A 13,556-nucleotide genomic window follows, 5' to 3' on the forward strand; every position below is an offset into this window, starting at 1 on the left:
TCCAAGAGGTGCCGGAAACTGCGCCCGTAGCTCAATGGATAGAGCATCTGACTACGGATCAGAAGGTTAGGGGTTCGAGTCCCTTCGGGCGCACACTGTGTTGAGACAGTAACGAGAAAGGCCCGCGGCACGCCGCGGGCCTTTCTCGTTCTCCGGCGGCATCGGCGATCGCGCGTGCGTGAAGAAGTGTGACGATCCCGGCCCCGACGCCTGCGCGGCGACCTAACGTATCTGCGTGGCCACTTCCGCCCCCGCCTCCGTCCGCCCCGCCGGCATCGATCCCCGGGGTCCGCGCTTCGCGGCATCCATCACCGCCGTGCTCCTGCTGGCCGGCACGTTCCTCGCCCTGCTGGGAACGTCTGCGCGCGAGGCCGCGACTTTCGCCGAGAGGCTCGCCGATCCGGCGTTCCTCCTACTGCTCGGCGTCGACCTCCTCTTCGTGTGGGGTTTCGCCGCTCCGCGGACCGCGCCGTGGGGTGCGCTGTACCGGGTCGCCATCCGTCCGCGCCTGCAGCCGCCGGTCGACCTCGAAGACCCGCGTCCTCCGCGCTTCGCGCAGGTCATCGGATTCGTCGTCGTGACGGTCGGCCTCGTGCTGCACGTCGCGGGCATCGCGTGGGCCCTGCCGATCGCCGCGGCCCTCGCATTCATCGCCGCGTTCCTCAACGCCGCCTTCGGCGTGTGCCTCGGCTGCCTGCTCTACCTCGCGCTCGCCCGTGCCGGCGTGTTCCGCCCGCGGGGCGGCCTGCTGGGCGCCTGAGGGACGTCAGGCCGCGCCCGTCAGACGGGCGTGACGCGCAGCCACACGAACCCGTGCGGGCGCAGTGCAAGACCCTCGTCGAGGTCGACGCTCGCGTCGTGTACGGGGTCGAAGGCGGTGCGCTCGAAGCCCGACAGCGTGAGCGGATCGATCGTGACCTCGGCGTCGCCGACGTTCGCCAGCACCAGCAGCGTGCTGGTCTCACCGGGGCGCTGGTAGCCGATGACGGCGGGGTGCGGGGTATGGAAGGGGATGAGCGCGTTGCCCGCGAGCTCCGGAGACTGCTGGCGCACCGAGATCAGCTTGGTGAGTCGGCGGAACACCCGCCCGGCCGGCGTGGTGTCGTCGTCGCGCTGCGCGTAGGCATCGCGCGGACGATGGCCGCGGTGCACCCAGCGGGTGTCGCCACGGCGAACCGGATCGTCGGCGTAGGAGTAGTCGTTGAGCTGTGCGACCTCGTCCCCGAGGTACAGCAGGGGGATGCCGCCGGTCGACAGTGCCAGGGCGTGCGCGAGGATCACGCGATCCTCCCCGCCCGGATCTCCCGCTTCGATACCGGCCAGGGACGCCGTCGTCCCGGTGACGCGGGCATCGCCGGTGACGGGGTTCTCCTGGAAGGCGACGCCGCGCGCGAACGTTCCCTCGTGGCGGCCCGTGTAGAAGCGGTTGAGGAACTGTCGGTGGGTGTAGCCGTCGATGCCGAGCTCGGCCGCGTCTTCGTCGGCGAACGTCCACCCGATATCGTCGTGGCTGCGGACGTAGTTCACCCATGCCGTGCCGGCCGGCAGCGCGTGGCGTCGATCCAGCGCCTGCTGCAGGAGCCGGCCGTCGCGCGTGGCGAGCGCCTCCCACGTCAGCGCCATCTGCAGCGGGTTGTACGACAGCTCGCATTCTTCGGCTGAGATGTAGCTGACGACCTCGTCGGGGTGGACGATCGCCTCGGACTTGAAGATCATGCCGGGCGCGGCCATCGCGAGCACCGCGTTGAACGCCTGCAGCAGCAGGTGGGCTTCGGGCAGCGACTCGCAGGACGTTCCCAGACGCTTCCAGATGAAGGCCACGGCATCCATCCGGAGCACCTCGATGCCCTGGTTCGCCAGGAACAGCATCTCGCCCGCCATCGCGCGGAAGACGGCGGGGTTCGCGTAGTTGAGGTCCCACTGATAGTGGTAGAAGGTCGACCAGATCCAGCGGCCGTCCTCGAGCTGCACGAACGATCCACGGTGATCGTCGGGAAAGATCTCGCGCGTCGTGCGCTCGTAGGCGTCGGGCATCTGTCGGTCGGGGAAGATCAGATAGAAGTCGGCGTAGTCGGGGTCGCCCGCCACGGCCTTCTGAGCCCACTCGTGCTCGTTGCTGGTGTGGTTGAAGATGAAGTCCAGCACGAGCGAGATGCCCGCCAACCGCAGCTCTGCCGCCAGCTCGGCCAGTTGCGCCATCGTGCCCAGGCTCGGGTTGACGCGCCGGTAGCTCGAGACGGCATAGCCGCCGTCGTTGTCGCCGGCGGGGGCGTCGAACAGCGGCATGAGGTGCAGGTAGGTCAGCCCGAGTTCGCGGAACGAGGGGATCAGCTCGCGCACGCCGGCGAGGTTGCCGGCGAAGCGGTCGACGTAGCAGACGCCGCCCAGCATGCGCTCGGACTGGAACCACTCGGGGTCGGCGGCGCGCTGCGCGTCGTGCACCTTCAGGTCGAGAGGGCGCGCATTCCACGAGGCGGATGCCGCCGCCACCGTGGCCGCCAGCTGCTCGCGGCCGTCGGTGCGCTCGCCGTAGAGGCGGGTGAAGAGGCCGTGCAACCGCGGGAACTGCTCATCGAACCGGGTGAGGAACGCGTCGTCGAGGCGCCCTGCCGCCTCGCAGGCCTCGAGCGCCGCGACGCGATCGGCGTCGGACGTGGTCAGTGCGGTCATGGTTCCCCCTCCGGTCTCAGCGTATCGGGCAGGGCCCGGCGCGGCGGGCGGCGTAGGCTCACACACGTGAGTGCGTACGTCTCGGCGTTCGACCTGTTCTCCATCGGGGTAGGACCATCGAGCTCCCATACGGTGGGCCCGCTGCGCGCGGCCCGAGATTTCGCGCGCCGTGCGGTCGATCTGGCAGGTCTGGCGCGTGTCGAGTGCGCACTGTACGGGTCGCTCGGCGCCACCGGCATCGGACACGGCACGCCCGACGCGGTCGTCGCGGGCCTGCAGGGGTTCGCGGCCGAGACCGTCGATCCGGCGCGCGTGCGGGGCGCCTGGACCGATTGGGTCGACGGCGCGCACCTCCTCCTGGACGGTCGCATCCCGATCCCTTTCTCACGCTCAGACATCTCGCTCGCACCGCGGACGCGTCTTCCCGGACACCCCAACGCGATGACCCTCGTCGCCCGCGATGCCGCCGGTGCGGTGCTGCGCGAGGACACCTACTACTCGATCGGTGGAGGGTTCATCCGGCGCGAGGGCGAGTCGGATGCGGTGGCCGCGGCATCCTTCCCGCTGCCGTACGCGACGGCGGCGCAGCTGCTGGACGTCTGCGATACCTACGGGCTCACGATCGCAGAGGTCGCCCGGCGCAACGAGGAGGCGCTGCGACCGGAAGCAGACGTCGCGGCCGGGCTCGACGCGATCTGGGACGCCATGGCGGCATGCGTCGATGCGGGCCTGCACGCCGACGGGGTGCTGCCGGGAATGCTGAAGGTGAAGCGGCGTGCGGGCGCGATCCGCGCGCAGCTGGAGAGCGTCGAGGCGATGGGGCGCGAGCTTCCCGGTGAGTGGCTCGGCGCGTTCGCGCTGGCTGTCAACGAGGAGAACGCCGCCGGTGGACGGGTCGTGACGGCGCCGACGAACGGTGCTGCTGGCATCCTTCCGGCCGTCGCGATGTACTGGTGGCGCTTCCTCGCCGATGCGGGCATCGGGGCGGAGAACGCGGTCACTCCCTACGGCGAACTCGTCGGCTCGGCGCTTCTCGGGCTGCACGGTCCGGAGGGCGGCGAATCCGGCGATGCGGCCCACCGAGCCGAGGGCGTCGTCGCCACCGCGCAGGAGCTCGCCGAGGCGAACCGTCGTCGCGGCATCCGTCGATTCCTCTTGACGGCCACGGCTCTCGGTTCGCTCTTCAAGGCCAACGCCTCGATCTCGGGAGCCGAGGGCGGGTGTCAAGCCGAGGTCGGCTCGGCGTGCGCGATGGCGGCCGGCGGCTTGACCGCGGTGATGGGCGGCACGAACCGCCAGATCGAGAACGCCGCCGAGATCGCGATGGAGCACCATCTGGGTCTGACGTGCGACCCCGTGGGCGGACTCGTGCAGATCCCCTGCATAGAGCGCAACGCGATCGCGGCATCCACGGCGGTCACCGCCGCGCGCCTCGCGCTGCGTGGCGACGGCACGCACTACGTACCGCTGGATGCCGTGGTCGAGACGATGCGTCAGACCGGCATCGACATGTCGACCAAGTACAAGGAGACCAGCGAGGGCGGACTCGCCGTCAACGTCGTGGAGTGCTGAACGGCGGCCGCAACCGCTCGTGTTCGCCATGCGTGAACCATTGGCACTCTCATGGGGCGAGTGCTAATCTGATGGTGGTTGAGTCGATGAGGCTCAACTTTGACAGACCATCACAGTGACACACGACAAGGAGAGAACAATGGCCACGTATGACCCGTTCCGTGACCTCGACCGCATCGCGTCGGGCCTCTTCGACACGCGCCGGGGACCCCGCCGGATGCCGATGGACCTTTACCGCGACGGCGACCACTACGTGCTCAGCGCCGACCTTCCGGGAATCGACCCGGGCTCGGTCGACATCGATGTGGACGGCCAGCTGCTGACCATTCGTGCCGAGCGCACCCTCAGCGAGGGCGACGGCGTGAAGTGGATCACGCGCGAGCGTGAGACCGCGAGCTTCCTCCGCCAGCTGAACCTCGGTCAGGGAATCGACACCGATGGCATCGCCGCCACCTACAGCAACGGCGTGCTGACGGTCACGATCCCCGTGAGCGAGAAGGCGAAGCCGCGCAAGGTCCAGGTCGTCGCCGATGGCGCGGCGCCGACGATCCAGGCGCACGAATCCGCGCAGGAGCCGCAGCCGGTCGAGCAGTAGTCCCGCACCGCGCGCAGCCGCCCCGTGTCCGCGAGGACCGGGGCGGTTCGCGTGCGCACGCTAGTGTCGAAGCACCCGCCGGAAGTACCAGCACTCGGAACGTCAGCAAGGATGCCGATGACCGCACCCCCCGTCGCGCGCGAGCGCGAGATCACCGAACCCGTCGCCCTCACCGGTCCCGATGGTCGACTCAACCCGGAGGCGATCGGCTTCGCCCGCGCGCCGCTCATCGACACCCGTGGCATCGGGCGCGGACGTTTCGTCCGCTCGTGGGGACGCAACAAGCGCTGGGAGTACTGGAACGTCATGACTCCCACGCACATCGTCTCGCTCACGGTGTCGTCGCTGGACTATGCGGCCGTGCACGAAGTGTGGATCCACGATCGAGCCACGACCCGTTCGTGGGGTCGCAGTGTGACGGTGCTGCCGTCGCGGGAGGTGTCCCTTCCCGCGTCGCTCGGCACGGGCATCGCCATCGCGCGACACGCGGATCTCGCCGCGACGATCACTCCCGCCGAGCGGGGAACGCTCTGGCGTCTGCACGCGGAGATCGCGGACGCGTCTTTCGATATCACGGTGCGCCGCCCGCCCGGACACGAGCTGCTGGCGGTCGTCGTGCCGTGGTCGTCTCGGCGCTTCCAGTACACCGTGAAGGATGTCGCACTCCCGGCATCCGGGGTGCTGACGCTCGACGGCATCGACTACGACGTCGGGCAGGGATCGTGGGCGGTGCTCGACCACGGGCGGGGGCGCTGGCCCTACGACGTGTCGTGGAACTGGGGTGCGGGATCGGGCACCCTCGCAGACGGGCGCAGCCTCGGCATCCAGGTCGGGGGACGGTGGACCGACGGGACGGGCTCGACGGAGAACGCCGTCGTGCTCGACGGCGTTCTGCACAAGATCTCTGCGTCGGTGGTCTGGGAGTATGAGCGCGCCGCGCCGTTGCGTCCGTGGCGGGTGCACGGGGGAGGCCTGGATGCCGTGTTCACCCCGTTCTACGACAAGAAGTCGGCGACGAACCTCGGCGTGGTCTCCTCGCGAACGGATCAGTGCTTCGGCACCTGGTCGGGGACGTTCGCGGGGGACGGCGGCGTGATCGCGTTCGACGGCATCGAAGGTTTCGCGGAGGATGTCCGCAACCGGTGGTAGCCGGGGAGAGGCCAGAGGAAGGGGCAAGGATGTCGTTTCAGGCATATCTCGACAACATCGAGGACAAGACCGGGCGGACGCCACAGGAGCTCGTAGACGAAGCCAGCGCGAAGGGCTTCGGACCGGGGACGAAGGCGGGTGAGATCGTCGCATGGCTCGCCGAGGACTACGGGCTCGGGCGCGGGCACGCGATGGCGCTCGTGCACGTGATCACAAAGGGGCCCAAGATCGCGTCGACCCACGTGGGCAGCGGCACGTCGCACAGCGACGAGAGCGACACCCTATGGCTCAAGGGTAAGGCGACGAACCCGTCGCGCGGGTTCTGACGGCTCAGGCGCCCCGCAGCTTCGTCGTCAGCCGTTGCAACTGTGCCAGCTCGTCGTCGCTGAGCACCGACATCCGCTCGGCGATCGATCGACCGTGCACGGTCGCGAGGCGCCGGAAGGCGGCCACCCCCCGTTCGGTCGCGCGGACGACCGCGCCGCGCCCGTCGAGCGGATCGACGCACTTGCTGATGAGGTCGCGGGCGACCATGCGGTCGACCAGTCGCGAGACGCTCGGCTGGCTGATGAGCATGTTGGCGGTCACGTCGCGCAGGCGCGCACTGTTGTCATCACCCCGGACGACGGTGAGCAGCACGTCGTATTCGGCCTGTGTCAGTTCGTCCTCGCCGAAGTCTTCGCTGATCTCGCGCAAAATCTCGTGCTGCGCGCGAAAGAGGCTCTCCCACGCGGAGATGGCGAGGCGGCGGTCGGTCATGGCGTCAACTGTACTGGGCAGCTCGGACGACGCCCCATAGGCTGATGTGCATGGGGCGCGTACGTGCACGAATCGTCGGCGTCGCGCTCGCGATCGTCGGTATCGCGGTCGCGGTGGCGGCCGGAACGGCGAGCCCTGCGTGGGCCGGAGCGGCGAGCCCTGCGTGGGCCGGAGCGGCGACAGGGGTCGACGACTTCTCCTTCTCGTCGATGACGGTCGACTACACCCTGACGCGGGCCGCCGACGGCACCAGTCGGCTGCGCGTCGTCGAGACGCTCGTCGCACAGTTCCCTGACGCGGATCAGAACCACGGCATTCGCCGCCAGATCCCCGACTCCTACAACGGTCAGCCGCTGCGCCCCTCACTCGTCTCGGTGACGGACGGCGACGGATCACCACGACCGAGCGAGGTGGAAGATCAAGACGGCGTGTTCTCGGTCGTCTCGCGGTCGGACGAGTACCTGCGCGGTGCGCAGACCTTCGTCCTCACCTACACGCTCGAGAACGTGACGTGGGTCTTCCCCGACTCCGGCCTGGAGTTCTACTGGGATGTCAACGGCGTCGACTGGGGTCAGTCGTTCGGGCGCGTCACGGCTCGGCTGCACCTGGACGCCCCACTCGCGGCATCCCTGACGGGGAGCATGTCGTGCTACCAGGGAGTGCAGGACGCCCACACGTCGTGCGCGTCGATCTCGTCGGCGCCGGATGCCGCGGGCAGCGCCGGGGGTGTCGTCGTCACGGCCGTCGCCGACGATGTGCAGCCGCACCAGACGCTCACGATGGCCGTCGGGTTCGCCGAGGGGACCTTCGCGACCTTCGATTCCGGATACCTGGCTTCCCCCCTCGGTTGGGGACAGCTGGGCGCCGGTGCGCTCGCCGTGGGAGCGGGTGTTCTGGGCCTGCGTGCGCGGCGGCGCGAGCTGGCGGATGAGCCCGGTCGGCCGACGATCATCGCGGAGTACGATCCTCCGCAGATCGTGGATGCGCTCGAGCGCGCCGTGCTGCTCGGACAGTCGTCGAAGGCGATCCCCGCAGAAGTGCTGGAGCAGGCGGTGCGCGGGTCGATCCGCATCCTGGAGTCCGACGGGCGTGGCTGGGGCAAGCCCAAGCTCATTGCGGAGTTGGTGGACCGCTCGAAAGCGGACGGCGACGGGATGATGCTCTTGGACGGGTTGTTCCCGGGCGGGATGCCGGGCGCGCAGTACCCGTTCGGAAAGCAGGACACGCGCTTCTCCAAGGTGGCGCAGAAGATCCTCGCGGCGGCGGAGACGGAGTTGGCCGTGCGCGGACTGCGCAGAGCGGTGCCGCTTCGTGCCCGCTGGTTGCCGATCCTGCTCGCCGTCGTCGGCGCAGGACTGGCCCTGGGTCTGGGCTTCGTCGCGATCGGAGCGTACGTGCAGCCGGCCCTTCCCTGGACGGTGATCGGCATCAGCGTGGCGATCGCGGTCGTGGTGATCGGCATCTGCTCACGCAAGCCCCTCACAGCGCTCGGAGCCGAAACCCGCGATCACCTGCGGGGGCTGGAGGAGTTCATTCGGTGGGCCGAGGCCGACCGCATTCGGATGCTCCAATCGCCGGCGGGGGCGGAGCGGGTGGCGGTGGACGTGAACGACCCGCGCCAGAAGCTGGATCTATACGAGAAGCTGCTGCCCTACGCGGTGGTGTTCGGCCAGGAGAAGCAGTGGTCGGCGCAGCTGGCCGTGCTGTACACCGCGGTGGGTGCGGCGGGACCGTACTGGTATTACGGCACCGGGGCCTTCGACGCGTCGTCGTTCTCGGCGGGGATCGGTTCGCTCTCGAGCGCCGCGATGTCGTCGTCATCGACGTCGGGTGGATCGGGAGGGGGCGGTTCCGCCGGGGGCGGGGGCGGGGGTGGCGGAGGCGGCGGCGTCTGACCGGCTCGTCGACTGGTCGCGACGACGTCAGAGCGCGCCGCCGTCGCCCTCCAGGATGCTGCGGAGCGTCGCCCGGTCGATGTCGTCGCGCTCGCCGTCGAACTGAGCGTGCAGCGCGAACGGCAGGCCCAGCTCGTCGAGGTACGCGATGGTCTTCTCGAGGCGGGGGACGACATCGATGTGGTCGGGACCGAAGAGCGCGGCGGTGAAGAGCGGCTCGTGACGCTGGATGCCGAGTCGCATCTCGACCGTGGATCGTCCGGTGAGGCGGTAGAGGGTCTGGAGTATCGCGCTCGGGAGGTCGGGTGTGCCGTCGAGGGTGAGCGAGATGACGTCGTCGGGCATGGTGACATTCCATCACGGGAGGGGGCATGCTCCGGTGTCGCGTCGGTCTCGCGATCGCGGTTGCCGCGTCGGTCTCAGAACGGCGGCGGGTCGAAGACGAGAGTGCGCGCGGGACGGTCGTCGTATCGCCGACCCATCGGGCTCGTCCATTCGAGAATGCCGTCCGCCCGTTGGCGGACGCGCCAGGCGGAATGGTGTTTGAGAGTGTGATGCCGTCGGCACAGATGCGCCAGGTTCGTGACCGACGTCGGCCCGTCGTGTTCGCGGGCGACGGTGTGGTCGACGTCGCAGCGTTGCATCGGTTGGCGGCATCCGGGAAAGCGGCAGTGCTCGTCGCGCGCGCGGAGCATGCGCAGTTGGTCACGAGACGGGCGGTAGCGGTCGATCGCGAGGACGGCCCCCGTCGTCGGGCTGGTGAACAGCCGATCCCACCCGGCGGCTCTGCCCGCGAGCTGTCGCGCGAGGTCGGGGCCGATCGGACCGTATCCGGTCAGGTCGGCCGCCTCGTCCGCGGCGCCGAGCAGGCTCATCGCGGGAACCGTGACCTGGATGCGGGCGCGGATCGCATCGGCCCCGGGGATGCTCTGGGCGCTCGCTTCGGCGGTCGCATGTCCGCAGAGCAGGAGGTCGAGTGCGACGTCGACGCGAACCTCATCCAGCCGTCGTGCGTCGGGAGCGGTCGCGGACGCGGCATCCACGGTCGCCGTGATCGTCTCATCGTCCGGGGCTGCGGGGCGGGGCGCGTCGACGACGGCGCCTGCGAGCTGGGTCAGGCGGTCGTAGACGCCGTGCACGAGGTGGGCGGGGCCGGTGAGGCCGGGTTCCGCGATACCGTCCTCGCGATCGCAGACCCAGACGCGGCGCTGGCGGCGGGCGTCGCGGTGGCGGTCATCGATCGGCGTCGGATGAAGGGCGTCGGCGAGGCGGCGGGCGATGGGTCGCAGTCTCCCGACCGTCTCGCGTTCGGCCACCGGCAGGACCGCCGTCTCGTAGGCGGCGCGGGCGTCGTCGTCGGTGAGGCGTGCCGCGGCATCCGTGATCACCGCCGCGTGCGCGCGGCTGATCCGGCCGGTCGTCAGTGCATGAAGCGTCGCCGGAAAGCGTGTCACCAGCGTCGAGGCCTCGTCCATCCGTGACTGGATCGTGCGGTCGGACTGCTGTGTCGCCGCACCGATCTCGGCGGCGATCGACCGGATCGTGATGTCGTCGGGAGCATTCGGATCGGCGCAGGTGACGTCGCGTCGCGCGAGCGCCTGCTCCTGCGCCGCGTGCAGCAGCACGGCCTCTTCCGCCTGCAGCGATGCAATACGTCGACGCCGGTCGACGAGCGCCTCGACGATCTCACCGACGAGCGCGCGCTCATCGCGCGTCGTGGGGGACTCGGTGGTGGCCATGACCTCATTCTGTCGCGGACCTCCGACACTGGAGCGGGATAAGTCCTGGTCAACGGCGCATTGTGGATAGTCGTCGGATGGCCCCGTCTGGGGAGGAATCGGCGCAAGAGTAAGGGCCGGTCGGAGAGGCTTCCGACCGGCCCTTGTCCCTTGCACCAAGAGTGTCCTGCAATCACATGCCGGTAGCTGCCACAGCAAAACAACTACCGTGCGAGCACTCTATAACGACCAGATAACGGCCACAAGGGGTTTCCGTTACCTTTTCGTGACTTCATACGAAAGTCGAATCTTGGGCTGTGCGGGCTGTGGGGCACGGCGGCGACCCGACGCCCGCGAGGGGCTCTGTCGGGCTGGAATGGGAGACTGGGCTATGCCCGTTCGCCCCGACATCGTGTGCATCTGCGGATCCGCGCGCTTCGCCGACGAGATGCGCGACGCGAGCCGTGACCTCACACTTCGGGGCGTCATCGTTCTCGCGCCCGCCGAGATGGACGGCGATGTCAGCGCAGGCCAGAAGGCGCACCTCGATGCGCTGCACCGCCACAAGATCGACCTCGCCGATCGCGTGCTCGTCGTCAACCCGGGCGGCTATATCGGCGCATCGACGGCGGCGGAGATCGCCTACGCGCGGGCGACCGGCACGCCGGTTTCCTTCACGGCTCCGCCGGACGGTGCCGCGGCCGATGGAAGCGGCGAGCTGTGACGGCGGTCATTTCGTTCTCCCTCGACGGCGTCGTCCGCCACCTCGATTGCCAGGCCGTCGGTCATACCGCCCGCAGATCCAGCACGATGTCGCCGTCCACCCCGCCGGCATCGGCCGCGCGCATGACGGCGCGGTGCTCTGCGTCGATCGCGCGGGGCGACATGTCGGCGACGGCTCGGGAGTGGGCGATGTCGTCGGTCTCCATGGCGTACACAAGGACGGGGCCATCCGCGCCGTCAAGGATCATCGCCGTCTCATGACGGACGCGTTCCGCGGCGAGTGAGGCGAGTGCCTCTTGGCGACGCGGACCGTTCACGGTGCGGAGCCACTCCACAACGCGGTCGAGGTGATCTGGGTCGATGCGCCGTGCGACGAGATGGATCATGCAGTCAGCCGAGAAAGCCGTCACCCATCCGATTGCCCGGTAGCGACGAACAACACAGGTACCCCGACCCCGGCGGCAGGAGATCATCGTGACCACGCAGACCGGCCGGCGCGTGTCGCTCGCCCTCGCCGCCCTCGCGGGCCTTGTCAGCGGTGCGGTGTTCCTCGGCGTCGCCGAGCTGCTGGCGCTGCTCGTCGCGCGCAACGCCAGCCCGATCCTGGCGGTCGGTGGCTTCGTGATCGACATCGTCCCCCAGCCCTTCAAAGAGTTCGCGATCGCCACGTTCGGCGCCAACGACAAGATCGCCCTCCTCGCCGGTCTCGGCCTCGCCGTCGTGATCGCCTCGGCGATCGGGGGAGTGCTCGAGTACGTGCGCAGCCCTCTCGGCGTCGTGGTCGTCGCGATCGCCGGCGTGCTGTCGACCGCCGCCGTCGTCTCGCGCACCGGAGTCACGCCGTTGTCGTTCGTTCCTCCCGTGCTCGGGGCGGCCGCGGCATCCGTTGTTCTCGTGATGCTCGGTCGCCGCCTGCGGCGCTGGCGGCGGCCCGGTCCGGACTCCGCCGAAACCGACTCCGCGCCGGACGAGGCGCGGGCGCTCGGTCGGCGCGGCTTCTTCCGCCTCGCGGGCGTGGCCGGGGTCTCCGCCGTGATCGTCGGTGTCACGGCACGCGTCGTGACGGCCGCGACCTCATCGGTCGAAGCGATCCGCGATGCGCTGAAGCTGCCGGCCCCTCGCCGAACGCTGACCGTACCCGCGGGCGCCGAGCTCGACGTTCCCGGTCTCTCGCCGCTGTTCACGCCGAACGCCGACTTCTACCGCGTCGACACGGCGCTCACCGTCCCGACCATCGATCCGACGACGTGGCGCCTCGTCGTGGACGGCATGGTCGACCGTCGCATCGAGCTGAGCTTCGACGACCTCGTGGGCATGGGGCTGGACGAGTACGGCATCACCTTGACGTGCGTGTCGAACGAGGTCGGCGGCGGGCTGGTGGGCAATGCGAGATGGCTCGGCGTGCCCGTCCGCGACATTCTGCGGATGGCGGGACCGCAGGGCGGCGCCGACATGGTGCTCTCACGCAGCGTCGACGGCTACACCGCGAGCACTCCGCTGTCGGCGCTCACGGATGATGGACTCGACGCGATTCTGGCGGTCGCGATGAACGGCGAGCCGCTCCCTGCCGAGCACGGCTTTCCGGTGCGGATGATCGTCCCAGGGCTCTACGGGTACGTCTCGGCGACGAAGTGGCTGACCGAGCTAAAGGTGACGACCTTCGCCGCTGATGAGGCGTACTGGACGCCGCGAGGCTACAGCGCCCAGGCGCCCATCAAACTCTCCTCGCGTGTCGACGTCCCCAAGGTCGGCAGCCCCGTCGCCCCCGGACGTGTGCCCGTCGCCGGCATGGCGTGGGCGCAGCCGACCGGCGTCGCCCGCGTCGAGGTGAACATCGACGACACCGGCTGGGTTCCCGCGACGATCTCCACGCCGGTCAACGACGAGAGCTGGGTGCAGTGGATGTACGAATGGGATGCCGCGCCCGGCACTCACTACATCGCGGTGCGCGCCTGGAACAAGAAGGGCGAGCTGCAGGAGCAGCAGCGTGCCCCGATCGCGCCGAACGGTTCGACGGGGTGGCACCGGGTGCTCGTCACGGTCTCGTCGTGAGTGATCGCACACGGTGGCGATGCTGACGCGTGAGAATGTGCCCATGACAGCTCGTTGGAAACCTCTCGCGATCACCTATCTCGTGCTGGCGGTCGTAGGCCTTGTCGGCACGTTCGCGCTGAACGTCTGGTCGGTCGTGCTGATGCGCAACTACCTGCTCGATCTCGTGCAGTCGGGACCGGCCGTCGGGTCGATCGGTGTCGACATCATGGTCGCGGCGATTGCGGGCAGCATCCTGATCATCGTCGAAGGACGACGGCTGGGCATGCGCCGCCCGTGGCTGTACGTGCTCGTGTCGCTCGTGACCGCGTTCGCCTTCGTCTTTCCGCTGTTTCTCGCGATGCGCGAGCGGACGCTCGCGGCGCGGCGGATGCTGTCGACCGCGGGCTCCGACGACCTCGCTGAGCCCGCGAGCTGAACGGC

General features: G+C 69.3%; 14 protein-coding genes and 1 tRNA gene. 10 read left to right on the plus strand and 5 right to left on the minus strand.

What is annotated here, in order from left to right:
* The first annotated feature begins 20 nt into the window (after positions 1-20).
* Positions 21-93, plus strand: a tRNA-Arg gene (locus ACT53O_RS14175).
* Between the two features lie 142 nt (positions 94-235).
* Entirely contained in the window at positions 236-760 is a 525-nt protein-coding gene (locus ACT53O_RS14180) for a DUF4395 domain-containing protein (protein WP_476153092.1), read from the plus strand.
* Positions 761-780: 20 nt separating this feature from the next.
* Here ACT53O_RS14180 and ACT53O_RS14185 read toward each other — a convergent pair whose 3' ends face one another.
* Entirely contained in the window at positions 781-2,670 is a 1,890-nt protein-coding gene (locus ACT53O_RS14185; protein ID WP_476153094.1) for an amylosucrase, read from the minus strand.
* 66 nt (positions 2,671-2,736) lie between these two features.
* On the opposite strand from ACT53O_RS14185, the gene ACT53O_RS14190 reads away from it, so the two are divergent.
* The 4 genes from ACT53O_RS14190 (at position 2,737) to ACT53O_RS14205 (ending at position 6,312) form a co-directional block, all read left to right on the plus strand.
* The gene (locus tag ACT53O_RS14190) at positions 2,737-4,242 is read left to right on the plus strand and encodes an L-serine ammonia-lyase, iron-sulfur-dependent, subunit alpha (protein WP_476153096.1); all 1,506 of its coding nucleotides are present in this window, start codon (positions 2,737-2,739) and stop codon (positions 4,240-4,242) included.
* A 139-nt stretch (positions 4,243-4,381) separates the two neighbouring features.
* A complete protein-coding gene (locus tag ACT53O_RS14195) occupies positions 4,382-4,837 on the plus strand; it encodes an Hsp20/alpha crystallin family protein (protein ID WP_016464249.1) in 456 nt (151 codons plus the stop codon).
* Positions 4,838-4,954: 117 nt separating this feature from the next.
* Complete coding sequence (locus tag ACT53O_RS14200; RefSeq protein ID WP_476153098.1) at positions 4,955-5,986, plus strand: DUF2804 domain-containing protein; 1,032 nt, start codon at positions 4,955-4,957, stop codon at positions 5,984-5,986.
* 29 nt (positions 5,987-6,015) lie between these two features.
* Positions 6,016-6,312, plus strand: a complete 297-nt coding sequence (locus tag ACT53O_RS14205; RefSeq protein ID WP_476153100.1) for a DUF4287 domain-containing protein — start codon at positions 6,016-6,018, stop codon at positions 6,310-6,312.
* A 4-nt stretch (positions 6,313-6,316) separates the two neighbouring features.
* Here ACT53O_RS14205 and ACT53O_RS14210 read toward each other — a convergent pair whose 3' ends face one another.
* Complete coding sequence (locus ACT53O_RS14210) at positions 6,317-6,745, minus strand: MarR family winged helix-turn-helix transcriptional regulator (protein WP_039413534.1); 429 nt, start codon at positions 6,743-6,745, stop codon at positions 6,317-6,319.
* Positions 6,746-6,795: 50 nt separating this feature from the next.
* Between ACT53O_RS14210 and ACT53O_RS14215 the strand changes: the two genes are divergently transcribed.
* Positions 6,796-8,640, plus strand: coding sequence for a DUF2207 domain-containing protein (locus tag ACT53O_RS14215; protein WP_476153102.1), 1,845 nt, complete (start codon positions 6,796-6,798; stop codon positions 8,638-8,640).
* A 27-nt stretch (positions 8,641-8,667) separates the two neighbouring features.
* On the opposite strand, the gene ACT53O_RS14220 is transcribed toward ACT53O_RS14215, so the two are convergent.
* Positions 8,668-8,985, minus strand: coding sequence for a hypothetical protein (locus ACT53O_RS14220; RefSeq protein WP_295776417.1), 318 nt, complete (start codon positions 8,983-8,985; stop codon positions 8,668-8,670).
* A 74-nt stretch (positions 8,986-9,059) separates the two neighbouring features.
* Positions 9,060-10,379 (minus strand): HNH endonuclease signature motif containing protein, encoded by a 1,320-nt coding sequence (locus ACT53O_RS14225; protein WP_476153104.1) that lies wholly within the window; start codon positions 10,377-10,379, stop codon positions 9,060-9,062.
* Positions 10,380-10,749: 370 nt separating this feature from the next.
* Between ACT53O_RS14225 and ACT53O_RS14230 the strand changes: the two genes are divergently transcribed.
* Entirely contained in the window at positions 10,750-11,082 is a 333-nt protein-coding gene (locus ACT53O_RS14230) for a hypothetical protein (RefSeq protein ID WP_476153106.1), read from the plus strand.
* Positions 11,083-11,143: 61 nt separating this feature from the next.
* Here the strand turns inward: ACT53O_RS14230 and ACT53O_RS14235 are convergent, their stop codons facing one another.
* The gene (locus tag ACT53O_RS14235; protein ID WP_112931808.1) at positions 11,144-11,467 is read right to left on the minus strand and encodes a DUF6176 family protein; all 324 of its coding nucleotides are present in this window, start codon (positions 11,465-11,467) and stop codon (positions 11,144-11,146) included.
* 88 nt (positions 11,468-11,555) lie between these two features.
* On the opposite strand from ACT53O_RS14235, the gene ACT53O_RS14240 reads away from it, so the two are divergent.
* Positions 11,556-13,133: a molybdopterin-dependent oxidoreductase gene (locus ACT53O_RS14240; protein ID WP_476153108.1), complete on the plus strand. Its 1,578-nt coding sequence runs from the start codon at positions 11,556-11,558 to the stop codon at positions 13,131-13,133.
* A 43-nt stretch (positions 13,134-13,176) separates the two neighbouring features.
* A complete protein-coding gene (locus ACT53O_RS14245; protein ID WP_135950055.1) occupies positions 13,177-13,551 on the plus strand; it encodes a DUF2834 domain-containing protein in 375 nt (124 codons plus the stop codon).
* Positions 13,552-13,556 lie beyond the last annotated feature (5 nt).

The sequence above is a fragment of the Microbacterium sp. DMC48 genome, from assembly GCF_056313825.1.